Source organism: Robbsia sp. KACC 23696, assembly GCF_039852015.1.
Lineage (GTDB): Bacteria > Pseudomonadota > Gammaproteobacteria > Burkholderiales > Burkholderiaceae > Robbsia.
The window spans coordinates 1,768,159-1,793,972 of the sequence record NZ_CP156626.1 but is presented as its reverse complement, the minus strand read 5'-3'; the positions used below and the strand labels follow the sequence as shown (position 1 = coordinate 1,793,972).

General features: G+C 62.6%; 24 protein-coding genes. 10 read left to right on the top strand and 14 right to left on the bottom strand.

The window, feature by feature from the left end:
- Positions 1–84 precede the first annotated feature (84 nt).
- The gene (locus tag ABEG21_RS07495) at positions 85–435 is read left to right on the top strand and encodes a winged helix-turn-helix domain-containing protein (protein WP_347554043.1); all 351 of its coding nucleotides are present in this window, start codon (positions 85–87) and stop codon (positions 433–435) included.
- Positions 436–553: 118 nt separating this feature from the next.
- On the opposite strand, the gene ABEG21_RS07490 is transcribed toward ABEG21_RS07495, so the two are convergent.
- Positions 554–802: a hypothetical protein gene (locus ABEG21_RS07490; RefSeq protein WP_347554042.1), complete on the bottom strand. Its 249-nt coding sequence runs from the start codon at positions 800–802 to the stop codon at positions 554–556.
- A gap of 883 nt (positions 803–1,685) precedes the next feature.
- Here ABEG21_RS07490 and ABEG21_RS07485 point away from each other — a divergent pair.
- The 5 genes from ABEG21_RS07485 to ABEG21_RS07465 all read left to right on the top strand — a co-directional run bounded on the left by ABEG21_RS07485 (position 1,686) and on the right by ABEG21_RS07465 (position 9,175).
- Positions 1,686–2,456 carry a carbonic anhydrase gene (locus ABEG21_RS07485; protein WP_347554041.1) on the top strand — a complete coding sequence of 257 codons (771 nt, stop codon included), beginning with the start codon at positions 1,686–1,688 and terminating at the stop codon, positions 2,454–2,456.
- A gap of 78 nt (positions 2,457–2,534) precedes the next feature.
- Positions 2,535–3,440, top strand: coding sequence for a bestrophin family ion channel (locus ABEG21_RS07480; protein WP_347554040.1), 906 nt, complete (start codon positions 2,535–2,537; stop codon positions 3,438–3,440).
- A 127-nt stretch (positions 3,441–3,567) separates the two neighbouring features.
- Positions 3,568–4,191, top strand: a complete 624-nt coding sequence (locus tag ABEG21_RS07475; RefSeq protein ID WP_347554039.1) for a TetR/AcrR family transcriptional regulator — start codon at positions 3,568–3,570, stop codon at positions 4,189–4,191.
- 146 nt (positions 4,192–4,337) lie between these two features.
- Positions 4,338–7,352, top strand: a complete 3,015-nt coding sequence (gene mutS / locus ABEG21_RS07470) for a DNA mismatch repair protein MutS (protein WP_347556672.1) — start codon at positions 4,338–4,340, stop codon at positions 7,350–7,352.
- Between the two features lie 20 nt (positions 7,353–7,372).
- Positions 7,373–9,175, top strand: a complete 1,803-nt coding sequence (locus ABEG21_RS07465; protein ID WP_347554038.1) for a hypothetical protein — start codon at positions 7,373–7,375, stop codon at positions 9,173–9,175.
- A 72-nt stretch (positions 9,176–9,247) separates the two neighbouring features.
- On the opposite strand, the gene ABEG21_RS07460 is transcribed toward ABEG21_RS07465, so the two are convergent.
- On the bottom strand, positions 9,248–9,796 hold the full coding sequence (locus ABEG21_RS07460; RefSeq protein WP_347554037.1) for a peptidylprolyl isomerase: 549 nt from the start codon (positions 9,794–9,796) through the stop codon (positions 9,248–9,250).
- 330 nt (positions 9,797–10,126) lie between these two features.
- On the opposite strand from ABEG21_RS07460, the gene ABEG21_RS07455 reads away from it, so the two are divergent.
- A complete protein-coding gene (locus tag ABEG21_RS07455; RefSeq protein WP_347554036.1) occupies positions 10,127–11,641 on the top strand; it encodes a cupin domain-containing protein in 1,515 nt (504 codons plus the stop codon).
- Positions 11,642–11,863: 222 nt separating this feature from the next.
- Here ABEG21_RS07455 and ABEG21_RS07450 read toward each other — a convergent pair whose 3' ends face one another.
- The 8 genes from ABEG21_RS07450 to ABEG21_RS07415 form a co-directional block, all read right to left on the bottom strand.
- Positions 11,864–12,196: a hypothetical protein gene (locus tag ABEG21_RS07450; RefSeq protein WP_347554035.1), complete on the bottom strand. Its 333-nt coding sequence runs from the start codon at positions 12,194–12,196 to the stop codon at positions 11,864–11,866.
- Between the two features lie 107 nt (positions 12,197–12,303).
- Positions 12,304–13,080, bottom strand: coding sequence for an MBL fold metallo-hydrolase (locus ABEG21_RS07445; RefSeq protein ID WP_347556671.1), 777 nt, complete (start codon positions 13,078–13,080; stop codon positions 12,304–12,306).
- Positions 13,081–13,150: 70 nt separating this feature from the next.
- A complete protein-coding gene (gene bamC, locus ABEG21_RS07440) occupies positions 13,151–14,290 on the bottom strand; it encodes an outer membrane protein assembly factor BamC (protein WP_347554034.1) in 1,140 nt (379 codons plus the stop codon).
- Between the two features lie 22 nt (positions 14,291–14,312).
- Complete coding sequence (dapA, locus tag ABEG21_RS07435; protein ID WP_347554033.1) at positions 14,313–15,251, bottom strand: 4-hydroxy-tetrahydrodipicolinate synthase; 939 nt, start codon at positions 15,249–15,251, stop codon at positions 14,313–14,315.
- 144 nt (positions 15,252–15,395) lie between these two features.
- Complete coding sequence (locus tag ABEG21_RS07430) at positions 15,396–16,058, bottom strand: site-2 protease family protein (RefSeq protein ID WP_347554032.1); 663 nt, start codon at positions 16,056–16,058, stop codon at positions 15,396–15,398.
- An 88-nt stretch (positions 16,059–16,146) separates the two neighbouring features.
- Positions 16,147–16,803 carry an L-threonylcarbamoyladenylate synthase gene (locus tag ABEG21_RS07425; protein ID WP_347554031.1) on the bottom strand — a complete coding sequence of 219 codons (657 nt, stop codon included), beginning with the start codon at positions 16,801–16,803 and terminating at the stop codon, positions 16,147–16,149.
- A gap of 12 nt (positions 16,804–16,815) precedes the next feature.
- A complete protein-coding gene (locus tag ABEG21_RS07420) occupies positions 16,816–17,661 on the bottom strand; it encodes a 3',5'-nucleoside bisphosphate phosphatase (RefSeq protein ID WP_347554030.1) in 846 nt (281 codons plus the stop codon).
- 31 nt (positions 17,662–17,692) lie between these two features.
- Positions 17,693–18,562, bottom strand: a complete 870-nt coding sequence (locus ABEG21_RS07415; protein WP_347554029.1) for a ferritin-like domain-containing protein — start codon at positions 18,560–18,562, stop codon at positions 17,693–17,695.
- Between the two features lie 227 nt (positions 18,563–18,789).
- On the opposite strand from ABEG21_RS07415, the gene ABEG21_RS07410 reads away from it, so the two are divergent.
- The 3 genes from ABEG21_RS07410 (at position 18,790) to ABEG21_RS07400 (ending at position 20,881) form a co-directional block, all read left to right on the top strand.
- The gene (locus ABEG21_RS07410; RefSeq protein WP_347554028.1) at positions 18,790–19,314 is read left to right on the top strand and encodes a gamma carbonic anhydrase family protein; all 525 of its coding nucleotides are present in this window, start codon (positions 18,790–18,792) and stop codon (positions 19,312–19,314) included.
- A gap of 27 nt (positions 19,315–19,341) precedes the next feature.
- Positions 19,342–20,280 (top strand): Hsp33 family molecular chaperone HslO, encoded by a 939-nt coding sequence (hslO, locus tag ABEG21_RS07405; protein ID WP_347554027.1) that lies wholly within the window; start codon positions 19,342–19,344, stop codon positions 20,278–20,280.
- Between the two features lie 196 nt (positions 20,281–20,476).
- Positions 20,477–20,881, top strand: coding sequence for a hypothetical protein (locus ABEG21_RS07400; protein ID WP_347554026.1), 405 nt, complete (start codon positions 20,477–20,479; stop codon positions 20,879–20,881).
- A gap of 78 nt (positions 20,882–20,959) precedes the next feature.
- Here the strand turns inward: ABEG21_RS07400 and ftsB are convergent, their stop codons facing one another.
- The 4 genes from ftsB to ABEG21_RS07380 form a co-directional block, all read right to left on the bottom strand.
- Positions 20,960–21,424 carry a cell division protein FtsB gene (ftsB, locus tag ABEG21_RS07395; protein WP_347554025.1) on the bottom strand — a complete coding sequence of 155 codons (465 nt, stop codon included), beginning with the start codon at positions 21,422–21,424 and terminating at the stop codon, positions 20,960–20,962.
- A gap of 195 nt (positions 21,425–21,619) precedes the next feature.
- Positions 21,620–22,918, bottom strand: coding sequence for a phosphopyruvate hydratase (gene eno / locus ABEG21_RS07390; protein WP_347554024.1), 1,299 nt, complete (start codon positions 22,916–22,918; stop codon positions 21,620–21,622).
- Positions 22,919–23,123: 205 nt separating this feature from the next.
- A complete protein-coding gene (kdsA, locus tag ABEG21_RS07385; RefSeq protein WP_347554023.1) occupies positions 23,124–23,987 on the bottom strand; it encodes a 3-deoxy-8-phosphooctulonate synthase in 864 nt (287 codons plus the stop codon).
- A complete protein-coding gene (locus ABEG21_RS07380) occupies positions 23,974–25,677 on the bottom strand; it encodes a CTP synthase (RefSeq protein WP_347554022.1) in 1,704 nt (567 codons plus the stop codon). Before ABEG21_RS07380 ends, kdsA begins: the two co-directional genes overlap by 14 nt.
- Positions 25,678–25,814 lie beyond the last annotated feature (137 nt).

Here is a 25,814-nt window from a genome sequence, read left to right as displayed (position 1 = left end):
AAATTGAATGCACGCCATTCATACGCCACATTCAAAAGTAACACACTGTAACACCTCTTATTCACGTTTCTATAGATCACGACGTTGAGCCGCCCCGCCGACATCTACCTACGCTTTCTTCGCCTTGCGGAAGCCATAAAGGGACTACCGTCCCTGCCTGCCCTCGATCCGCTGGAGGAACGCATTCTGCAGTTGATTGCCCGCCGTCAAGACGCACAAGAACGTCTCTCGGTGCGTGACATGATCGCGCTGAGTGAATTCGGCTCGCCGACGATGTTGCATCGTCGCTTGAAGTCGATGCGGGCCAAAGGCTGGATTATGTTGCTCGACACGGAAGATACGCGCCGCAAGCAGTTGTCGCTTACGCCCGCAGCGATGCAGCACCTCGATTCGCTGTCTCAGTGCCTGGTTCAGGCCGTCGGAAAGCAAGCCTGAAAACCGTTTGATTCACCCCGCCGCCTTCGGCCATCGCATTGCACCCGCCTCACTTGACGCGTCAAAGGTCCGAGCGAAGACGCGCCGCCCCCATCGCGAGTCGGCGAGGACCACGCTTTTAGCCGTCCCACTTCCTCGTATCGCGATTCAGATCGGCAAAGAAACGTGCGATCCACCCGTATTCGTGCGGCGGCGTCGCATACTTGTATTCGGTTTTATTGATGCGCACGGCCATCTCCAGGCTGTCGGCCTGCCCTTCTTCGCCGTAGGCATGCACGTCGAAGCCGTCCGGATGTAGCCCATCGTCGTGGCAATGCGCGTCAAAATGACGCTGCTGATCGATGGGAATCGGAATTTCTCGTACCATTTTTTCTCTCCTGTTCGCACTGCGCTTCCCGCACTGACGTCCACGCCTGCTGCGCGCAGCTCTTCGGACCGATACGCGCCAGCGTGACGGCTTACCCGAGAACCGACGCCGCAGGACGACACCTCGCCCGCAGAAAAACAAGATGCCGTCACATACCGGTCATTTCGGCAATATTGGGTGTTATTTGGGCGCCAATAGCCCGCTTTTTTTAGAAGCGGATCGGCACAACTCCCGTTACAATCTGCCTTGTCGGGCGGGATCGATCGATACGTTCTGCCCTCTGGGCGGTCGTTGCCTCGGACGTCAGCGTCGGACGCTGCCAGACGAATTGCGCGAGTTTCGTGCCCGAGTGACCGAGGGTTTGCCCGCCCGTCCCGCCCGACAGCGAGGGACAATGCGATCGCGGATTGTCCGTACGATGCGATGCAGCCGAAATGTGAGATATCTGCCAGCCTACTGAAAACGCGCTACGCGGAATTCGCCAGAGATGGCGTCCCCGTTTGAGTGCCCCTGTCAAGCGGGCTAGGGCTAAGACCGGTCGGATAAAAATAAGAGAATGGCGTCGCTGAAGACGATCGCGACCTTTCTCATATCCTTGACACGGAACCCTTGGTAGATTTCTTACGAATGGCTGACAGTTTTTTTGAAGCCCGGGTAATATTGAGATTCATTGAGACGACGGCACACCGATGTCGTGACGTATTGGGTCCTTCCGATCCCGGAGGTTGATGCGCTGGCGAAGCCGGGGCGTCCGCGAATGAGTCGGAGCCAATCGGCGACGCGTGGTCTCGATGCGCTGCATCAACTCGCCCCCCTCAATCATTTTGTCGAAGGAGCGATAGTGAAAGCTTTCCAGTTTGGCCGACCCCGATTTTCGGCACTGATGTCCCCTGCCACGGAGCCCACGACCGGTGGCGCGCAAGGCAACGCCGCGGATACCGCCGCGCCGCATAGCACCAGCGGCACCTGTCATTGCGGCAGCGACCACACGATCGAATCATTGCTCGATGGCGTTGCCCGGTTCCAGAACGAAACCTTCCTTACCCAGCGGGAAGAATTCGAAGCGCTGTCCGAAGGACAGGCGCCGCACACCTTGTTCATTACGTGCGCGGACAGTCGCGTCGCGCCGGAGCTGATCACGAATGCGCGTCCGGGCGAAATTTTCGTCTGCCGCAATATCGGCAACATCGTGCCGGCTTATGGCGAGATGTTGGGTGGCGTGTCGGCGGTGATCGAATATGCCGTGCTGGCACTCAAGGTGAACCACATCATCGTCTGCGGTCACACGAACTGCGGCGCGATGAAAGCATTGAGCGCGGGCCCGCAGTTGTTGGCGGAATCGATGCCGACGGTGCGCGCATGGTTGCGTAATGCCGAGTCCGCGCGCTCGGTGCTGATGGCGACGCGCGGCGAGGAAGCGATCCACGACCACGATGCCTTGGCATTCGAAAACGTCTCGACGCAGTTGACGCATCTCCGTACGCACCCGTCGGTTGCCGCACGTCTCGCCGATGGCTCGCTGAAGATCCATGGCTGGGTCTTCAATATCGGCAGCCCACGGATTGCCGTGCGAGACGACGCAGGCCTCTGGTACAGCGACATTCGTGGCACGGCCGACGCTGCCGCTCAAACCGGCGGCGAAGCACCCAGTTGACCTTTCCGCGCCTCGCCCCACCTGCTGGGGCCGGACGGCGCGGCACCGCATACCGCTTACCGCGCAGGAGTCTCGACCATGGTGATTTTGCAAAATTCGCGGCTGCGATCGCTGCTCCACTATGTCGGATGGCATTTGCTGTCGCTATTCGTCTGGGATGTCTTCGTCGTCGTCATGTACACGCTGTACGCCGATATCATCGGCCTGCACCTGCCGCCGCTGCCGGTCACGTTGTTCGGCTCCGCGCTGGTGTTGTTTCTCAGCCTGCGCAATAACGCCGCCTACGCGCGTTGGTGGGAAGCGCGCACGCTGTGGGGCGCCGTGGTGAATTCATCGCGTAGCTTCGCGCGCGAAGCGTTGACGCTGATCGTCGACACGCCGGAGAGCCGGGGCTTGCGTCGTACGCTCGTGATTCGGCAGATCGCCTACGCAAGCGCGCTCCGCCTGCATCTGCTGAAGAAACGGTCGCCCGACATGTTGGCGAATATCGACGGGCTGGATCTCGACGAGCAGCGGCATCTGACCGCCCATACGAACGTCCCGAACGCCATTTTGAATCGGCATGGCCAGGACGTCTCGGAAGCCTGGCGCGCAGGCTGGATGAACCGTTTCGACCGCGTACGCCTGGAAGCCACGATGGTCGATCTGTCCAATGCGCAGGGCGGCCTCGAACGCATTTGCAATACGCCGCTGCCGAAACAGTATGCGCAATACCCCCGACTATTCGTTTCGGCATTCTGCGTGATCCTGCCTTTGGGCCTCGTCGACAGTCTGGGCATCTATACGCCACTCGCCTCCACGCTCGTCGGCTTCATGCTGATGACGATGGAAAAAATGGGCAACGACTTGCAGGATCCGTTCAGCAACAACGTGCACGACGTGCCGATGGCATCGATCTGCCGCACGATCCAGATCGATCTGCTGGAGTCGATCGGCGATCGGGCGCCGTCGCCATCCCGCTCGGTCAAGGGCGTGCTCTGGTAAAACCTGGCTATGTCGGCATGCAGACCCCAACCGCCAGCCGCCACAAACCGCATCGCGGGATGACTTCTGTATCGTATAGTACTAAACTAGCGCTATTACGCATTCTGCTGACGGTTGGAGGACCAATATGGCGCGCACCGGTCGCCCACGCACGTTCGATCGCGACGCCGCGTTGACCCAGGCCATGCATCTTTTCTGGGAGCATGGCTATGAATCGACGTCCCTCACGCAGCTGAAGGCGGCGATCGGCGACGGCATTTCCGCTCCCAGCTTCTACGCTGCCTTCGGCTCGAAGCAAACACTGTTCGAAGAGGCGGTACAGCATTACCTCGCCACCCATGGACAGGTCACGGCCTGCCTGTGGGACGCGTCATTGACACCGCGCGCCGCGGTGGAAACCGCACTGCGTCGCTCGGCCAAGATGCAATGCGAGCGTGGGCATCCGAAGGGCTGCATGGTGGCGCTGGGCACGATGAGCGCCACGTCATGCGAAAACGCCGGCGTCACGTCGGCATTGACTTTGTCGCGTCAACGCACCCGCGCCGGGCTAGCGGCGCGGATCCAAGCGGCGATCGATAACGGCAGCTTGCCCGCAAGCATGAACGCCGCGGCCCTGACCGCTGCGTTTGACGGTTTCCTGCTTGGGCTGTCGCCGATGGCGCGCGATGGCGTGGCGCATGAGGTCCTGGATGCATCGATCACGCAAATGATGGCGCTGTGGGACGCGTCGCCGCGCGGCGACTCTCGATAAGCGGTGTCGGCGCCTGCGCACCCTGGTCATCCGGCCAATCCTCCCGCAACACTGCCGTTACCCGCTGCGCCTGATGTACCATGTCGGAATTCGTCGCGTGCGGCACGCAAGCCGCCCGGACGCAGATGACCGATGTGAAAGGCTTCATGGCAAAAAACGTGACAGATCAAGGCGCTTCCCCGGACAACCTGGCGGGCCACACGCCGATGATGCGTCAATATTGGACGCTGAAACAGGGACATCCGGAGACCTTGCTCTTCTACCGGATGGGCGACTTCTACGAGCTGTTCTATGAGGACGCGGTCAAGGCCGCGCGCCTTCTCGACTTGACGCTGACGCAGCGTGGCAATTCGAACGGCGAGCCCATCAAGATGGCGGGCGTGCCGCATCACGCCGTCGAACAATACTTGGCCAAGCTCGTCAAGCTCGGGGAATCGGTCGCGATCTGCGAACAGATCGGTGACCCGGCGACATCGAAGGGACCGGTCGAACGCAAGGTCGTGCGCGTCGTCACCCCGGGAACACTGACCGATGCGGCGCTGCTCGCCGATAAGCGTGACGCCTATTTGATGGCCTTATCGTTTATCGCGGCGAAGCGCGGCCAGCCGGCCGTCGTCGGCATTGCATGGCTGAACCTCGCCAGCGGCGCCTTGCGCCTGAGCGAGGTTCCCCCCGCTGCCCTAGGCGCGCTACTCGAACGCGTGCGGCCGGCGGAAACACTCGTCGCGGATGCCGACCTGCCGCCGGAATGGGCGGCAACGCTTTCGAGTGCCGGCGCGACGAACGGCAGCGGTGGCGCAAACGGTGCGGCGGGTAAGGTGACGCGCGTGCCGGCGTGGCATTTTGAGCCGCGCAATGGTCAGGAGCGTTTGTGCCAGCAGTTAGGCGTCGTCTCGCTGGATGCCTTCAACGCCGAGAAAATGCACGCCGCGGCTGGCGCCGCCGGTGCGCTGCTGATTTATGCGAACGCGACCCAAGGGCGCGACCTGACGCATATCCAAACGCTGAAGGTCGAGCACGACGCCGAGTTTATCGGCCTCGATCCCGCGACGCGTCGCAATCTCGAATTGACCGAAACCCTGCGCGGTACCGATGCACCGACCTTGATGTCGCTGCTGGATACCTGCGGATCGTCGATGGGAAGCCGACTGCTGCGGCACTGGTTGCATCATGCCCCGCGCGATCAGCGCATTGCCCAATTCCGGCACGACGCCGTCGGTGCGCTGCTCGATCCGCAACGTATCGGCGCGATTCCAGATCCGCATATCGGCGAACAAGCGGCATTCGCCACGATCCGTCAAACCTTGGCGCGCATCGCCGATGTCGAGCGCATCACGGCCCGTATCGCGCTGCAAAGCGCACGGCCGCGCGACCTCTCCAGCCTGCGCGATACACTGGCAGCGCTGCCCGTCCTGCAAGATCTGCTACGCAGCTTTGTCGCGCCGGAGCACTGGCCGCGACGTGCCCCGCCGACGCAAACCGCCGGCGATGCCGCACCGTCCGAACCGCACGTCACCCTGAGCGCGGCCACCGACATCGATGTGGATACGTCCGCCGAGGCCGCGATCGACGCCAACGCGGAGCCGACCCACGCGGATGTATCAGGCCTGCCGCTGCTGGCCGCGCTGCTGCGCGCGCTGGCACCGCCGCTGGAAACGATCGCCCTGCTGCGCGACGCCGTGGCCGACGAACCGGCTGCGATGGTCCGCGATGGCGGCGTCATCGCGCGCGGCTATGACGCGCAGCTGGATGAGCTTCGCGATATCTCGGAAAACTGCTCGCAATTTCTGATCGACTTGGAAGCCCGCGAGCGGACCCGCACCGGCATCGCCAATCTGCGCGTCGAATACAACCGCGTTCATGGCTTCTATATCGAGGTGACCCGCGGTCAGACGGACAAGGTGCCCGACGATTATCGTCGACGCCAGACGATGAAGAACGCCGAGCGCTACATCACGCCGGAACTGAAGGCATTCGAAGACAAGGCCCTTTCGGCGCAGGAACGCGCGCTCTCGCGCGAGAAGCTGCTGTACGAGGCCTTGCTCGCCGCGATGCTGTCGCACATTCCCGCCTGCCAACGCGTTGCCGACGCGCTGGCGCACCTCGATGTGCTGGCCACTTTCGCGGAACGGGCGCGGACCTTGGGCTGGCAGCCGCCGTCGCTCGTACAGACGCCCGGCTTCCAGATCGACGCGGGCCGTCATCCGGTGGTCGAAGCGCAGATCGAGCAGTTCATCGCGAACGACTGCCAGCTGTCCGATCAACGCCGGATGTTGCTGGTGACCGGGCCGAACATGGGCGGTAAGTCGACATTCATGCGCCAGACGGCCTTGATTGTCCTGCTGGCCTATGTCGGCAGTTTCGTTCCGGCGGACCGGGCGATGATCGGTCCCGTCGATCGCATCTTTACCCGCATCGGTGCATCCGACGATCTTGCCGGCGGCCGTTCGACCTTCATGGTCGAGATGACCGAAGCGGCCGCGATCTTGAACAACGCCGGCGATCACAGCCTGGTGCTGATGGACGAAATCGGCCGTGGCACGTCGACGTTCGACGGTCTCGCGCTGGCATGGTCGATTGCCCGCCATCTGCTGTCGCACAATCGCTGCTTCACCTTGTTCGCCACGCATTACTTCGAATTGACGCAGTTGCCGGAGCAGTTCGCACAGGCCGCGAACGTGCATCTGAGCGCCGTCGAGCACGACAAGGGCATCGTTTTCCTGCACACGGTCTCGGAAGGACCGGCAAGTCAAAGCTATGGCTTGCAAGTCGCGCAATTGGCCGGCGTACCGCCCGCCGTGATCCGCTCGGCCCGCAAGCGCTTGACCGAACTCGAACGACAATCGGCCGGGCACACGCGGCAAGTCCTGCCGCAACTCGATCTGTTCGCGCCGCGTGAAACGCACGATGCATACGAGACCGAATGGGATCGCGTCGAATGGGAAACCGCCGAGGACCGCACCCGTTACGCCACCGATGGTGCCGATGGTGGCCGTCCGAAGGACGACACGCCGCAGCCGCACGCGGCGCTGTTGGCCCGTCTTGCCGCCGTCCATCCGGACGACCTGCGCCCGAAGGAAGCCCTCGATCTGCTGTACGAGCTGCGCGCCTTGTATGACGGGACGTCTGCCACTCGCGACGACAGTCCCGTCGCACCGTGACATCCCCGCTCGTGCGCGCAATGGCTTGGCCCGGATCCGTCGAGTCCTCCGCCGCACGGCTGAATGCCCTTTCGTCGCTTGGCGCTACGCTGGCGTTGATGTTGACATTGTCGTTGACGATGCCAGCGCTGGCAGCCGGTACTGGTGCCACGACTATCGCCGCCGACACCGCCACGCCCCGGACCTCGACGACTTCCGAGCGACCGGCGCCCGGCGACACATCGTTCGCAGTCCTGTCGAATATGCCGTCGTCGATGACGAATGAGCGCGACACGCAGGGGATACTGCAATCGATCGCGCAGAAGGGACAGGTCCACTTCATCGTCGATCTCGGCAATGTGCGCGGTGCCGACGAGTCCTGCGGCAACGCCTTGTTTGCGCGACGACGCGCGATGCTCGATGCGACGCCGGCGCCGGTGGTTTTCGTGCCGGGCGTACGCGACTGGGTCGACTGTGCCCGTCCCGGTGCCGGTTCGTTCGATCCGATCGAGCGACTCGACACGGTGCGCGATCTGTTCCTCTCGGGAAACGTCTCGCTGGGCGCGCCGCCGATGCACGTGATCCGGCAATCCGAGCTGCCCGCTTTCACGCCCTATCGAGAAAATATGCGATGGATCGAGGACGGTGTCGTATTCGTCACATTGAACGTTCCAGGCGGCAATAATCATTTCGTCGATGGGGGCGGACGCAATGGCGAATACGAAGATCGCGAAGTGGCCAATCGCAACTGGATCGATCATGCGGTGACGGATGCGCTGCGTCGACATGCACGCGGCCTGGTGTTCCTCTTCGAGGGCGATCCAGGGTTTGCGTCATCGGCGGCACAAGCGGCATCATCGCGGCCTGGACGTTCGCATTGGGCGGCTTCGTTCGACTGGTGGTTCCGTCGACCGCGCGAGCGCGACGGTTACGCGTCGCTTCGCCGCGACCTGCTTCAGGCGTTGGCGCGTTTCAATGGTCCGGTGTTGATCATCCACGGTCGCGATGCGCGGCATGGAAAAAAGCGCGATGCCGCGGCGCCGCCCGCCGTCGCCGTCGAAACACTGACGCGTGCGCCTGATGGCGTGCCGCTTCACGATGTACGCCAAGTGATGGTGGACAATCCGCCCAGATCGCAACAATGGTTGCGTATCACCTTGCCGAACGCGCGCGACGTGCGACCCGTTGCGCCGTTGGCAGCGAGCACGCGCAACCATTCCTCGGGCACGGCCCGGAGCCATGGCGCCAACAAAACGCGCGCGGTCGTCCCGCGCGCAACGGGCTTCGGCATCCGGCTCGAAAGGATCGACGGTATCGAAGGCATAAACGATAGCGCGATGGGAAGCGCAAGCGGATCCGGCGGCGGCCGCCCCACGGCGATGCCGGTCGTCGCATCGTCACCCGCGGTGCAGGCATCGGGCTCGGGCACCGCCGCCGCATCATCGGCGAATGGAAACGATCAGGGACTGCCCCCCTGGCCCGGCAATGCCTATCGCTTTCAGCGTCAGGATGACGAGACCGCCATGGCGACGCATGCCGCGGGCGCCACGGGGCGCACCGCGCCATTCGAGGGTAGCGATGATGGCGGGAACCGTTTCAGCGCGCCCAATGCAAAAAGCACGTCGGAACACGACGTGCTTCATCCTGCCGCTGCGGCATCGGGTGCGTTGCCTGCCTGGAAACCGGCCAATGCGCTCGCGATGCCCCCGAACGCGGCATCGCTGCCCGGGGATCTGCCGGAACCCGCGGATCCGGTGGAAAACGGCGTCGACGACAACAGCGGCACGTCGGCGCTGAATGGGATTACCCGACCGATCATGCTGCCACTACCAAGGTCACCCTAGGCAACGCCGAAGCCGCCCCCCACTGCAAGAACTGCCCGGCCGCGCCCCTAGACGGCGCGGCCGGCCCTTACCTCAGTGCAGTGTCGGCTTCGGCGGCGGCGCGCTTTCGTCCTCGTCGTCCTCATCCTCATCCACGACCTCGAGGCCATCGATGCCATGCGCATGCTCATGCTCGATTTCATCGTCCGTCGCTTCACGCACTTCGGTGACGGTCAGGGCGAAACGCAAGGCCATGCCTGCCAGCGGGTGGTTGCCGTCGAGGACGACCTTGTCTTCGGCGAGGTCCGTGACCGTATAAATCAAGGTCTCGGCGGCTTCATCCGATTCGTCGGGCGCACCCTCGAATTGCATGCCGACCTCGAGTGGCTCGGGGAAGCGCTCGCGCGATTCCACCTTGACCAATTCCGGGTCGTAATCGCCGAACGCGTCGCTGGGCTCGAGCTGGATCTGTGCCTCGAAACCATTCTCTTGCCCGTCCAGCGCTTCCTCGATCTTCGGGAACGTGCCATCATAGCCGCCGTGCAGGTACACGAGGGGCTCGTCGCTCTCTTCGATCAAATTGCCTTGCGCGTCAGACAGTGTGTACTTCAGCGCGACGACGGTGTTCTTCGCGATTTTCATTCGGTTCTCCGATTTTCACTCCCATTATACGATGCCCGACCGGCTTTCTCGTGCCCGCATGCCGCGCACCGCGACAAAACCCTGCTTGCGTGCGTGCGACGTCGTCTTCTCGGCACGAGGGTCCGTCGAATCGGTGGCAAACCAGCACGCGGCGAACGGCCGCGTGGTATGCGACGAAAGTGCCATGCCGAATGCGACATATGCCCATACGCTAGGCGACCTGGCCGCTCCGGCATCGATGTTCCACCCTGCGACTCGCCCCCTCCAATCATGAGCCCGTCCCTTCGCCGTCCCCTTACTCTGCTCGGGGGGATCAGCCCCGCGACCTTCATGCGCGAATACTGGCAGCGCAAGCCGCTGCTGATTCGCCAGGCAGTGCCGGAAATTGCCGGTCGCTTCTGCGCCGACGATCTGTTTCTGCTCGCGCAGGACGATGACATCGAATCCCGACTGGTGGAACGCAGACGCGGGCGTTGGCATCTGACCTCGGGCCCTTTCTATAACGATCCACGCGAGTCCACGCCCGCGTCGCACGATGACGACTGGCACGACGAGGACGCCCCACGGGCGCAGGCCTCGCCATCGCGCGGTCGGGCCCGCGGCGGCAAGCAAGCGGACCAAGGGACGCTCGGCCATAAGGACTGGTCCCTGCTCGTGCAAGGCGTCGATCTATACGACGACGATGCCGCTGCGCTGCTACGCCGTTTCCGCTTCATCCCGGATGCCCGCCTCGACGATCTGATGGTCAGCTATGCGGTAGATGGCGGTGGCGTCGGCCCGCATTTCGACTCCTATGACGTCTTCCTGCTGCAGGCCGAGGGACAACGTCGCTGGCGCATCAGCGAACAGACGGATCTGCGCCTCGATCCGGCCCAGCCTATGAAAATTCTGCAGCACTTCGTTCCCGAGCAGGAATGGGTGCTGAGCCCGGGCGATATGCTGTATCTGCCGCCACACATCGCGCATGACGGCATTGCCATCGGTGAATGCATTACCTGTTCGATCGGATTTCGCGCAGCGGATGAAACCGAACTGACCGTGCAATTTTTTCACACCCTGGCGGAACAAATTGCCGATGCCCGCGCCAGCGACGATGCAGCCGACACGCTGGCCGACGCGCAGGCAGAGACCGTGAAACGAAGCGCTCGATCGAAAGCGGTCCGTCCGCGCAATCGGCTTTATCGCGATCCCGAGCAGCCCGCCGTCTCGCGCCCGGCGGCGCTACCGGCGCAATTGGTCGCGCATACGCAGTCGCTGCTGTCCCGTGTAACGTGGGATCAGGCGAGTGTCAGCGCCTTCTTGGGGACCTATCTCACGGAACCGAAGATGAACGTGTACTTCGATCCGCCGGGACGCCGTTTTTCCCGAGACAGTTTCTTGAAACGGATGCTGGCACAGGGTTTGCATCTGGATAGTCGCTCGCGCATGCTTTATGACGAACGACAGGTCTATTTGAATGGTGAAGCGCTGCCGTTGGACCGTTGGTCGATGATGATGGCAGGCGTGGCGGACGGGAAAGCAACGTCGAAGGCAGCATCGACGCGCACCGGATCGTCACAAGCGATTACGGCACGCGTGTTTGATGCATCGTCGAAAGCGGTACTTTCGACGCAGCGGAAAACGGTTGCGAAGGCCCGTGGTTCGGCGATTTCAGCGGTGCCGCCCACCGTCAAACAAGCGCGCGGAATACTGCGTGACTTGCTGATGAAACTCGCCGATCAACGGTCGTTGCAAGCTGACGATTTTGTAACACTCGCTCACGATTCTCCGATAGTATCGGCGTGGCACGAGTGGTATCTTGCGGGCTGGATTCGGTTGGCCGTTTTAACCGATCGATTGTCGTGACAGCGTGGTATGTCACCGTCGTATCGTAGACACGATATGACAGGCGTCGAACGAAAGAGATGCGCCGAGCCACCCGCTCGGTGTCGACTGCCCTACGTAAAATGCATATAATTTTGCGCTGTGCTGTCGTACAGGATTACGCACTTTTGCCGGACCGTTTCCGATTTCACGGAACGCGCGGCAGCGTGCAGTAGTACACACGAACGGTCGTTTAGCAGTAGCTTACTTTAACCATAAAAGGGACGTGATCATGAACAAGACTCTCATCGTTGCTGGTTCGCTGGCTTTGGCATTGGCACTGGGCGCTTGCGGCAAGAAGGAAGACACGAGCAGCGCGAGCGCGGCTAGCGACGCGGCAGCTTCGGCTTCGGTCGCAGCATCGAGCGCAACCGCCGCTGCATCGAGCGCATCGGCAACGGCGAGCGACGCAGCAGCGTCGGCAGCAGATGCGGCTTCGAGCGCATCGGCTGCTTCGGATACGGCAGCTTCGGCAGCCGTCGCTGCTTCGGGCGCCAGCCAGTAAGTCGGTCGCCACATCGCGAACCGACCGTTCATGGCACGAGCGGTTCGCATGTGACGCACGCAAAGAAAAAACCGGCCTCGGCCGGTTTTTTTGCGTCCTGATTTTGCGGGCCCGTGGTGCAAACGCGCTGCCGGCTAACTCAAAGCGCGAGCCAGTCGAACCCGTCGTCTTGCGTGGCGATCACCACGTCGTCATCGCCACGGCCCCACACCGCATTGACCGCGTCGCGCGCCAAGGCCGCTTGATTGTTTTCCTTGCTGAGATGCGCCGCGACCAGGTGCTGCAAGCGACCATGGTCGAGTGTCGCGAGAATCTCCGCCGCGCTGTCGTTCGCCAAATGGCCCAGCATGCCGCCGATACGTGCCTTCAATGCCGCATGATAGCGACTGTTGGCAAGCATCGACCGATCATGATTGCATTCGAGCACCAAGGCATCGCAGCCTTGCAGGGACTGCGTGATGTGCGAGGTGCCGCAGCCGGCATCGGTCAAGACGCCCAGGGTCCGGGCGCCATCGGAGAACACGAATTGCAACGGCTCGCGCGCGTCATGCGGCACCGTGTATGGACGAATCTGAAGATCGCGCAAGGCCATCGGCACGCCGCATTGCAGAAGGTGCAAGGTAATGCGAGCATCGCCGACGGCGCCAACCGCCTGAGCCGTACCCCAACTGGTGTAGAGCGGAATGCCGAACTTGCGGCACAACGTCAGCGCACTGCCGATGTGATCGGAATGCTCGTGGGTAATCAGAATCGCGTCGATATCCTCGACGCTCAAACCGGCCCGCTCCAATCGACGTGAGGCTTCCTTTGCCGAGAAGCCGCAGTCCAACAAGATACGAGTGGTCGTGGTGCCGCTGGTCTGTTCGACGACAAGCGCGTTGCCGTCGCTGCCGCTCCCCAGGCTAGAGAAACGCATCATTGCCCCGCTTCCCGCGCACGGTGGCCGACGATAAGCGCGGCGATCCGCGCCGAAACAGCCAGGTGCATCAGCTCAATTGCGCCTGCAACAGCGTCACCAGGCGACGCGCTTCACGCGAATCGTCCGGCTGGCCGTTCGTATCGAGCACCATCACTTGCGCACGGCCGGCCGCGTCCGGGCGCACGGCCACGTGCAGCGGCGCGCCCTTGCCCTTGGTGGCCGAGCCCTTGAACAACTTGCCGAAGATACCGGACGTGCGCGCATTGTCGTCGACCGGATTCGAGTAACGGACCACAAAGGTACCCGTTTGCTGGTTGCTTTCGTCGACCAGGAAATCACTGCGGTCCAAGGCCAGGCCGACACGCAGCCAGGTACGATCGACCGGCTCGTTGACGCGCAGTATCGGCGCGCCACTGCTGGTATCCAGGCTGACGACACGGGCATCGGCCGGACGCGCGCTGACGATCAACTGCTTCGCCTGGGCATTGCTCAAACCGAAGCGCTCCATCAGGCGTCCCATGAACGCCAGTTCGAGTTGCGGATTGCGCGGGCTGTCCTGCCAGCGTGTCGATGTCGATGTGTTGCCGGTGCCGACGTCCTTCTCGACCATGCCATGCTGCGTGATATAGATCGCCGTGCCACCGTCCGCCGTATGTTCCAGACGGGTGCGGAACTTGTCGCGCGTGCCCGACGAGTAGATGCCGTCCACCAGCTTGCCGAAGGTACGACGGAACCAGTCTTGCGGAATCTTCGCGCGGTTTTCCGCCCAATCGGTCTCCATCACACCGGTCGTCGGCGAATCGAGCGCGATCACAAAGCCGTTATCGGCCCAGAAAGTCTTCAGTTCCGGCCACAGCTCTTCCGGCGAGCGGCCATCGACGATCAGCCATTGCTGGTCGCTGTCCTTGACCACGTGCATGCCCAGCGGATCCTGCGCCGTCGGCAGACCGACTGTCTTGGCGCCGTCCTGCGTGATGCTCATCTGGGGACCGTGGTTGACGGCCGCCACCGGCGGCGCCACATACTGCGTTTCGATCTTCGGCTGTGCGAGACCGGCGGGAACCTTCAGGTCCGGCACCGATGTCGCATTCGAATAATCGACCTTGTCCCCCGCCAGCTTGTCCTTCAATCCGGCACAGCCCGACAGCGACGCAACCGTCGACAGCGCCAGCACCGCCATGGCGGGACGATAAGCCTTCAGCTTCATACGCGATTCCATACGGTCCTTCTCAAATAGACGACAACAAGCCAGCGTCCCGCATAGCGGAGCGCATATCCTCGTGGAAACGGGCATCGAAAGGCGTCAACGGCAAGCGCAGGCCTCCGGCGATCTTGTCCAACTGTTGCAGCGCCCACTTGACCGGGATCGGGTTCGCCTCGACGAACAGCGTCCGATGCAGCGCCAGCAACTTCATGTGAAGCGCACGCGAAGTCGCAATATCCCCCGCCATCGCGGACGCGCAAAGCGTATGCATCGCGCGCGGTGCGACGTTCGCAGTCACCGAGATATTGCCCTGACCGCCCAGCCACATCAGCGCAACGGCGGTAAGGTCGTCGCCGCTGAATACCGAGAAACCGGCCGGCACGTCGCGCAACAGTCCTGCCGCGCGATCCAGATTACCGGTCGCGTCCTTGATGCCGACGATCCCCGGAACGGCCGCGAGACGGACCACCGTCTCGTTGCTCATGTCGGCAACGGTACGACCCGGCACGTTGTACAGAATCGAAGGCAGATCGACAGCCTCGGCGATCGCCTTGAAATGCCGGTACATGCCTTCCTGCGTCGGCTTGTTGTAGTACGGCACGACCTGCAGCGTCGCATCCGCGCCCAGACGCTGCGCCTCACGGCTCAATTCGATTGCCTCGGCAGTCGAATTGCCGCCGGCGCCGGCGATCACCGGCAAGCGTTTATTCAGATGCGTGACCGCGGTTTCGATCATCAACAGATGTTCGTCGACCGGCAGCGTCGGCGATTCGCCACTGGTGCCCACGACGACGACGGCGTCGGTCCCTTCGGCCACATGCCAGTCGAGCAGGGCTCGGAATGCCGGCAGGTCGAGGGCGCCATCTTCTTGCATCGGCGTGACGATCGCGACGATGCTGCCTTGGATGGAGCGATGCGCGCCGCTGTCTGTGTCAGATCCGCGCGCGGTGGAAGCAAGGGTCATAGCACTCTGGAATTCGAGGAATCGAAACGGTAATGCGCGATTGTAACGGATTCGGCGTCGCAGACCTATCCGCAAAGGTTTCAATACGTTGCATGGCGCGGGATCGGCGCCGAATCGGACAGGTGCGCGCCGGGCTGGCCCGCTTTAGCGCAGCAGCAGCAACAAGGGCATCAGCAGAAAGCGAATCACGCCGAAAAATACGTCCATCAGCGGCGATAGCCAGTACCGCGTCAGCAATTTCGTCAGGACCAGCGCCATCACGATGTAGAAACCGTAGGGCTCGATGCGCGAGAAGGCATAACCCTGTTTGGGCGGCAGCAATGCCACCACGATCCGGCCGCCGTCGAGCGGCGGCAGCGGAAACAGGTTGAATATGCACATCACCAGGTTGACCATGATCCCGGCGTTCGCCATCTGCACGAAGAACGGCTCGGTCACGCCGGACGCCCCCAGCGCGACCGAGACGATCGCCCATATCAGCGCCTGAATGAAATTGCAGCCAGGACCGGCAAGTGTCACCAGCAAGCCGTGCCAGCGCGGATTGCGCAATTGCCCGAAATTAACCGGTACCGGCTTGGCAAACCCGAACAGAAAGGCCCCGCTGGTCAGGAAATACAGGATAAGCGGCATCACGATCGTGCCCATCGGATCGATGTGGCGCGACGGATTCACGCTGACACGACCCAGCATATAGGCGGTGCGATCGCCAAACAGATAGGCGATATAGCCGTGTGCCGCCTCGTGCAAGGTGATTGCAAAGAGGACGGGGAGCGCGTAGACCGCGACGGTTTGAATGAGGGTATCCATATTTGGCCGCTATTGTAACAACAGCAGCCGGTCCCCCGTGCCCTCGACGATTATTTTTTGGGCGCCGCCCCGGTCTGCCCCGACGACATCATTGCTCGGCCGAATCCGCCAAGGCGTCCTCGCTGAGACCGAACGGCGCCAGATCCCCGCGGCCCGCGCGTACTAGTATCGGCGTCGGACCGGTCAGATCGATCACCGTCGACGGCTGAGCCGCGCAGGCACCCCCATCGATCACCACGTCGATCTGCTTCTCCAGGCGAGCGCGGATCTCTTCCGGGTCGTTCAGCGGCTGCGTGTCCGGCGGCAGGATCAGCGTCGAGGCAATCAGCGGTTGCCCCAGCGTTTCCAGCACCGCGAGCGTCAACGCATGGGCGGGCACGCGTAAGCCGATCGTCTTGCGCGACGGATGGGACAGGCGGCGCGGTACTTCCTTGGTCGCCTGCAGGATGAAGGAGTACGGCCCCGGCGTCACCGCTTTCAAAGTGCGATACCGCTGGTTGTCGACGATCGCAAAATTAGCCAGCTCGGAGAGATCGCGCACCAGCAGCGACAGCATCTGCCGCTCGTCCAGCCCCCGAATACGTCGAATCCGGTCCACGGCCGCGCGATCGTCCAGATGACAGGCCAAGGCATAGCTCGAATCGGTCGGCAAGGCGATGACGCCGCCGTCGTTCAGGATTTCCACCGCCTGTCGCACCAGACGTGGCTGCGGGTCCACCGGATGAATTTTGAAGTACTGCGCCATCGATACCGCTCCTTACAGCCAATCGGTCCACACCGGTACAAGGTCAGTCGGCAAGTCCGGCAGCGTGCCGGGCATGTGACGACCATCGTCCAGACCGTGGAAATCCGAACCACGCGATGCCCGGAATCCGTAGTGACGGGCCACATCGGCATATTCGACGAATTGATCCGGCGTGTGGCTGCCCGTGATGACCTCTATGGCCTCCCCGCCGCGGGCGCGGAATTCATCGAACAAGGCAGAAAACTCCAGATCGGTGTATTGGTAACGGCCGGGATGCGCGATGACGGCCGTGCCGCCCGACGCTCGAATCCATTCCATCGCATCGCCCAGCGCGGCCCAGCGATGCGCGACATAGCCGGGCTTGCCTTCCGCCAGAAAACGCTTGAACACGTCTTGTGTCGAGCAGGCCGCGCCGCATTCCACGAGATAACGGGCGAAATGGGTCCGCGAGATCAAGTCCGGATTGGAGACGAAGCGCAAGGCCCCTTCATAGGCGCCCTGGATCCCGAGCGCCGCGAGCTTGTCGCCCATCGTGCGGGCGCGAGCCTGGCGCCCGGTGCGGATCGATGCCAGGCCGTCGACGAGAATCGGATGGCCGGGATCGACTGCCAAGCCCACGACGTGCACGGTCCGGTTGGCCCAAGTCACCGATATTTCGACGCCCGAGACATACCGCATACCCTGCGCCTGCGCCGCCGCGGCGGCCCGCGCCTGTCCCCCCAGCTCGTCATGATCGGTCAGCGCCCACAATCCAACCTTGCCGGCCTTGGCCAAGGCGGCGACCTCCTCCGGGGACAAGGTACCGTCCGAGACGGTGGAGTGGCAGTGAAGATCGGCATTGACGGAGTGAGGATTCATCTCACCATTTTACCGCAGAGTCCGTGCCCGCTCAGGCCGACCCTTCGGTGCGAAGGGGAGCGGGCGCCTGCAATGCCGCCAGTTCGGCTTCGTCGAAGCCGGCGGCGCGGCGTGCCGCCAGATTGAACGGTCCGCGCAGGCGTGGCGCCCGGTAGTCCCGTGCCAGGACGGCATAATGCGCCAACGGATCGCGCCCCTCGCGCGCGCAAAGCCATCGATACCAGCGATTGCCGATGGCGACGTGCCCGATCTCGTCGCGCAGGATGATATCGATAATGCCGGCCGCGATACTGTCCCCCGCCGCCGACAGCTTGGCACGGATCGGCGGCGCCGCATCCAATCCCCGCGCTTCCAAGGTGCGCGGTACGAGGGCCATCCGCGCGAGGACGTCATCCTTGGTCCGCAGCGCCATCTCCCAGAGGCCGTCATGCGCCGGGTAGGCGCCATACGCGCTCCCGAGATCCTCCAAGCGATCGGCCAGCAGGGTGAAGTGATAGCCCTCCTCCGCCGCGACGCGAATCCAGTCCCGGTAGAAGTCGACCGGCATGCCATCGAAACGCGCCACCGCGTCGAGCGCGAGATTGATCGCGTTGAACTCGATATGCGCGATGGCATGCAACATCACGCAGCGACCCTCGATCGTCGTGACGTTGCGGCGCGCCAGCTCGCGGGGATCCACCAGCGGCGGACGCGCGGGACGGCCGGGCGTATCGGGCGGTAGCAACGGCGCGCTCGGCCTGTCGGCGGCCGTGGCCGCGATGTCGCCTTGAAACAGGGCCCGGGCACGGGCGGCTTTTTCTCGCGGCGCGTCGACGCGCAAAGCGTCCAGTGCCGCGGCCCGTAGCCCGGGAAGCGACGCCGATCGCAGCGTCGCCCCGCCTCTGGCGGGCAATGACTTCATCGTGGTACGTCCTTAATCTGACCGGTGGCGGGTCGCCCCGGCGGGGAGGCGCGCCGCCTCGGATACAATAGCGCCGTGGGTCCGAGCCCTGCGCGACGGCTTGATTCTAAGCAATGCGTCCCCATTTTCGACCTTGCCCGTCACTATCGGGGAAATGCGATCCGGCACGCTTTTGGACGAGCCGCCCTTCCCTTGCCGTCTGCGCAGTCCTGCGCGCTGGAGATGACGTGACGATTTACCGCCTCGGCGAATATGTTCCCATTATCGATGAAACGGCCTTCGTCGCCCCCGGTGCGACGGTTATCGGGCGCGTCGTTCTGGGCCCCGGCGTCAGCGTCTGGCCGGGTGCCGTGCTACGCGGCGACAACGATCTGATCGAGATCGGCGAAGGCAGCAATATTCAGGACGGTGCGATTCTGCACGTCGATATCGGTCACCCACTGCGCATCGGACGCGGCGTGACGATCGGGCATCAGGTCATGCTGCACGGCTGCACGATTGCAGACAACGTGCTGGTCGGTATCCAGTCCGTCGTTTTGAACGATGCGGTGATTCACGAGAACAGCCTGATCGGCGCGGCGTCGCTGCTGACCTCGGGCAAGCATTTCCCGCCCGGCGTGATGGTGCGCGGCTCGCCCGCCCAAGTCGTTCGGGAACTGACGCCGGACGAAATCGAAAAACTGCGCGACAGTGCCCAAAGCTATCGCGCGCACTGTGCGTTTTACAAGGAAAACCTCGCCCGAGTGGGCTGAGGTCCGAACACTGCAGGAACATCACCGATGAATGATCAGTTAGAACGCTTCATGTTCGAGGCCGGCCCCGTGCGGGGCGAATACGTCTCGCTGCAACAGACGTGGCAGGACGTGCTCGTCCGTCGCAATTATCCGGCGCCCGTGCGCGCGATGCTCGGCGAAATGCTCGCCGCCTCCGCGCTGCTGTCGGCGAATCTGAAATTCGACGGCGCGCTCGTGATGCAGATCCACGGCGACGGTCCCGTCAAGATGCTGGTTGTCCAGTGCAATTCGGACCTGTCGATGCGCGCAACGGCGAAGTTGTCCGCCGATATCGACAGCATTGCCGACGACGCGACGATGACCTCGCTCGTCAATGCCAACGGTCAGGGACGCTGCGCCATCACCTTGGACCCGCGAGAAAAACTGCCGGGACAACAGCCGTATCAAGGCATCGTGCCACTGTCCGACGAAGACGGTCCCATCGCCACGATCGGCGGCGCGCTCGAGTACTATATGCGGCATTCCGAGCAATTGGACACGCGTCTCTGGCTGGCCGCCGATGACAAGCGTGCCGTCGGCATGCTGCTGCAAAAGATGCCCGGAACCGGCGGCAAGGCGAGCGCCGCCGACGACGGCGACACCTGGGACCGCGTCTGCGCACTGGGGGGAACGCTGCAATCCGAGGAGATGTTGTCGACCGAAGGCGAGACGCTTTTGCATCGGCTCTTCTGGGAAGAGCGACGCACCTCGCCGGACAGTCAACCGACGCGTTTCGCCTGCAGCTGCTCGCGAGAGAAGGTCGGCGGCATGCTGACGATGCTGGGACGCGCCGAAGTGGAAGATATTCTCGAAGAGAAAGGCGAAGTCGAGGTGCATTGCGAATTCTGTAACCAGCGCTATGTCTTCGACCGGGTGGACGCGGCGCAGTTGTTCGATGCGCCGATTCCGGGCGACGTCTCGCCCCCGCCCGAACAACGGCACTGATCCTCGTCGTCGTGCCGGATGGATCCCCATTCGGCACGACGACGTCGGCATCGATCATCGGGGAACAAAGATGGGACTCATCACGACGCGCGCCAACCGCGCTGTGCGCAGCGATTCTATTGCACACCTAATGATTGCCACGACACAGACGGGCCCACTTGCGCGCGCGGCGTCAGCCGCACTCCGCCCCACTTCGATGATAACTCGCGGTGCCGCTTGGGTCGTTTTGCCCGCGGCGCTGTTGCTAGGCGCATGCGCCACCCAAACGGTCGGACCGGCCGCGCCGCCCGGCACTGTCCTGAGTCGTCTGCCAGCGGGCACGCCGGGCGCCGCAACGCCGACGCCGGACACCGAACCCAGCGAGGCGGAAAAGGCGGATCGTTACAACCAGATCGATCGACAGGCGCTTCGCGAGCAGGAACAATCCATCGATATCGAACGCGCCGCCGCAGCGGCTGTCGCGGCGGCGCCCCGTTACTACGGTGCGCCAGATCCTTGGTACCCGTCCTACTATGGCGGCTACGACCGCTACGGTCGTGGCGGGTGGGGCTATCCGCGCTCGGGATGGTCCGTTGGCGTTGGGAATGGATGGGGATGGTGACCTTGGACGGCACCTCCCATTTTTGACGGCACGCCGGCAGAGAACGGCCGGCCTCGGCCCTTCGCGTGCTGCAGCGGTTCAGTCTTGACGGGCGCGGCGTTCGCGGGCTTTTTCCGTCGCGGCCTTGTGTTTGGCCGCTTCTTCGGCCATCCGCTTGGTCTGGGCGCGTCCATGCGCCGGTGGTTCCGGCACGACCGCCAACGGCGTGGCGGACATGACGCCCCGCGTGGAGAGATTTGATTGCCCGTTCGCCGGCAGCTTCATCTGCTCGGCAGGCGACACGAACTGCACGAAGACCTCGTCCTGCTTGATCATGCCCAGCTCATAGCGGGCGCGCTCTTCGACGGCGTCCGTGCCATGCTGAAGATCGTCGACCTCCCCCGCCAGGCGATCGTTTTTATCCTTCGCGTCGGCATTCTTCTGCAACTGATTTGCAAGCTGCTGCTGCAGATCATGCACGCGCAACCACCCGCCGGAACCCCACCACAGCGGATATTGGACCAGCACGAGCAGCGCGATCAAAACGACGGTAACGATCCGCATACTATATTTTCGAAACCCCGGCGAGCGTCACTCCTGCCCGAGTAGCCAATCCCGTTTATGGTTCTAATTCATGGCGACGATGATCGGGGACTCGCGTCAACATCGGTGCCACGCGCTTAAGCAGACGCCGGCGAGCTCCCCTGCCATCGACAGAAGTGCTCGCCGGCGTATTGCGCCGGTCATGCAAAAACAGGATTAACGCTTATCCCAACCGGACAGATTGTAAAACGTCGAGCGCCCCGGATAGCTGGCGATATCGCCCAGATCTTCCTCGATGCGCAGCAACTGGTTGTACTTCGCGATGCGATCGCTGCGCGACAGCGAACCCGTCTTGATCTGACCAGCATTCAGGCCCACGGCGATATCGGCGATCGTCGAATCTTCCGTTTCGCCAGAACGATGCGACACCACGGCCGTATAACCTGCGCGCTTCGCCATTTCGATGGCAGCGAACGTTTCCGTCAGCGTGCCGATCTGATTGATCTTGATCAGGATCGAGTTTGCAATACCGCGCTGGATGCCTTCCTTCAGGATCTTCGTGTTCGTGACGAACAGATCGTCGCCGACCAACTGCACCTTCTTGCCCAATACATCGGTCAGGTATTTCCAGCCGTCCCAATCGTTCTCGGACATCCCGTCCTCGATAGAGACGATCGGGAACTTACCGGCCAGCGTTTCGAGGTAATGCGCGAATTCCTGCGAGGACAGTTCCAGATTCTCGCCAGACAGCTTATACCTGCCGTCCTTGTAAAACTCGGACGACGCGCAGTCCAGCGCCAGCAGAATGTCTTCGCCGACGCGGTAACCAGCCTTCTCGATCGCCTGGCTAATCGTTCCGAGGCATTCTTCGTTCGATGCGAAGTTCGGCGCAAAACCGCCTTCGTCGCCCACCGACGTGCTGTGGCCCTTTTCGGCCAGCAACGACTTCAGCGCGTGAAACACTTCGGTTCCGGCGCGCAGCGCCTCACGGAACGTCGGCTGGCCCACCGGCATGATCATGAATTCCTGGATATCCAGGTTGTTGTTCGCATGCGCGCCACCGTTGACGATATTCATCATCGGCACCGGCAATTGCATCGCCCCCGAACCACCGAAGTAGCGATACAGCGGCAGACCGGCTTCCTCGGCCGCAGCCTTGGCCACCGCCATCGACACCGCCAGCATCGCGTTCGCGCCCAGGCGCGACTTGTTCTCGGTGCCATCCAGCTCGATCAGCGTCTTATCCAGGAAGGCCTGTTCGGCGGCATCCAGACCAAGGATCGCTTCGGAGATTTCGGTGTTGACGTGCTGAACAGCGGTCAGCACGCCCTTGCCGAGATAACGGCTCTTGTCGCCGTCACGAAGCTCGATCGCTTCGCGCGAGCCGGTGGATGCGCCCGACGGCACTGCCGCCCGGCCCATCGTGCCCGATTCCAACAACACATCGCACTCGACGGTCGGATTGCCGCGCGAGTCCAGGATCTCCCGCCCGATGATGTCAACGATTGCACTCATGGTTCTCTCGATAGGTCAAATAGAAACCGCTTGCGATCCCGCCCGCACGTCGCGACGGCCGCTCTGCTCCTCGCATGGCGGACGCTTCCGACAAGGAAGGTCTCCCCCATGCGCCTCGCGCAATGTTTTGTTGCACCTTTCTACTGTCGCATCGTTCCTGGATGATGCGACGCGCCACGGGCGCGTCCGGCGCGCCCGACCCTGCTTACTGGAAGTGATCTTCCAGAAAGGGCTGGCGTTTCACGACATCGTCCAGCGTCTTCAGCGTTTCCAGCAACTGCCGCATATGCCGCAACGGCACGGCGTTCGGACCGTCGGAGAGGGCCTTCGACGGATCCGGATGCGTTTCCATAAACAGCCCGGCCACGCCCGTCGCCACGGCGGCGCGCGACAAGACCGGCACGAATTCACGCTGGCCGCCCGAGCTTGTTCCCTGACCGCCCGGCAACTGCACCGAGTGCGTCGCATCGAACACGACCGGCGCGCCCGTCTCGCGCATGATCGCAAGAGACCGCATATCGGACACGAGATTGTTGTAACCGAACGAAACGCCACGCTCGCAGGCAAAGAAACGGTCTTCGCTGAGACCCGCTTCCTTCGCCGCGGCCCGCGCCTTGTCGATGACATTCTTCATGTCATGCGGCGCCAGGAACTGGCCCTTCTTGATATTCACCGGCTTGCCCGACTGCGCCACCGCCCGAATGAAATCCGTCTGGCGGCACAGGAAAGCAGGCGTCTGCAGAATATCGACCACGGACGCTACCTCCGGCACTTCCGCCTCGGTATGCACATCGGTCAGCACCGGCACCTGCAATTGTCGCCGAACCTCGGACAGGATGCGCAGGCCTTCGTCGACGCCCGGCCCACGGAAGCTCTTTCCAGAACTCCGATTGGCCTTGTCATACGACGATTTATAGACGAAGGGCACTCCCAGACTGCCACAAATTTCCTTCAACTGCCCTGCAACGTCGATCGTCATCTGCTCCGACTCGACGACACAGGTGCCAGCAATCAGGAAAAACGGCTTGTCCAGCCCGACCTCGGTATCGAGGAAATCACAGAGTTTCATTCGCGGTCTCTCGTTTCGCCGGGTTGCCGGATTGACCGGCAGCTTGCTTGTGAGCCAGCGCAGCACGCACATAGGCCGAGAACAACGGGTGACCGTCGCGCGGCGTGGACGTGAATTCAGGGTGGAACTGCACGCCCATGAACCACGGGTGCAAGCCGTCCTGCAACTCCATCATTTCCGGCAGATCTTCGGTCGGCGTACGGGCGCTGATAACCAGGCCCTTCTGCTCGAGCTGCGGCACGTAGTGATTGTTCACTTCGTAGCGGTGACGGTGACGCTCGTTGACGTCGTCGCCATAGATCGTTTGCGCGCGCGTGTCCGGCTTTACCGGGCAACGCTGCGAACCCAGGCGCATCGTGCCGCCCATGTCCGATTGGTCCGTGCGCTTTTCCACACGGCCGTCGCGATTGAACCATTCCGTGATCAATGCCACCACCGGTGCCGGCGTCATCGGATCGAATTCGGTGCTGTTGGCCTTGTCCAGACCCACGACATTGCGTGCGAATTCGATCACGGCGAGCTGCATGCCGAGGCAGATGCCCAGGTACGGGACCTTCGACTCCCGCGCAAAGCGAATAGCCGCGATCTTGCCCTCGGTACCGCGCTGGCCAAAGCCGCCCGGCACCAGGATCGCGTCGAGATGCGACAGCATGGCCACGGCGGCCCCGCTGTCCTTCTCGATTTCTTCCGAGTCGATATATTCGATATTGACGCGCGTCTTCGTGTGAATCGATGCGTGGCGCAATGCCTCGATCAGAGACTTGTAGGACTCCGTCAGATCGACATACTTGCCGACCATGCCGATCGTCACTTCGTTCTCGAACGATTGCAATGCATCGACGAGGCCCGACCACATCGTCAGGTCCGCCGGCTTCGCATCCAGCTTCAGCTCTTCGACGATGATGGAATCGAGGCCCTGATCGTGCAGCATCTGCGGGATCTTATAGATGCTGTCGACGTCCCACACCGAGATGACCGCTTCCTTGTGCACATTCGAGAACAAGGAAATCTTGGCCAACTCGTCGTCCGGAATCGGACGATCGGCGCGGCAGATCAGCGCGATCGGCGAGATGCCGATTTCGCGCAGCTTCTGCACGCTGTGTTGCGTCGGCTTCGTCTTCAACTCACCGGCCGACGGGATGTACGGCACCAGCGTCAGGTGCACGAAGCAAGCCTGATTGCGGCCCAGGCGCAGGCTCATCTGCCGCGCCGCTTCGAGGAAGGGCAAGGACTCGATGTCACCGACGGTGCCGCCCACTTCGACGATCGCGACATCCGGCTCGCCGCAGGTCGCCATCTTGGCGCCACGCTCGACGAAGGCCTGGATCTCGTTCGTGATGTGCGGGATCACCTGGACCGTCTTGCCCAGGTATTCGCCGCGCCGCTCTTTACGCAGCACGGTTTCGTAAATCTGGCCGGTCGTGAAGTTGTTGGCACGGCGCATCTTCGTACTGATGAAGCGCTCGTAATGCCCGAGATCGAGGTCGGTCTCGGCACCGTCCTCGGTGACAAAAACTTCCCCGTGCTGAAACGGACTCATCGTGCCGGGATCGACATTGATGTAGGGGTCCAGCTTCAAGAGGGTGACTTTCAGGCCGCGCGATTCAAGAATCGCGGCAAGGGACGCGGCGGAAATGCCTTTTCCGAGTGAGGAAACGACTCCGCCGGTGACGAACACATATTTGGTCATCGCAGGAATGCTCGCGGGAAAGCGGAATTATACCGTAGAAGCGCCCCGCCTCGCCCCCCGTACCGCGCGAAAATTTTTTCACGATCACAGGACACTGCGGCGATCACGGCCTTGACAGCACCGTGACAGTTGTTCAT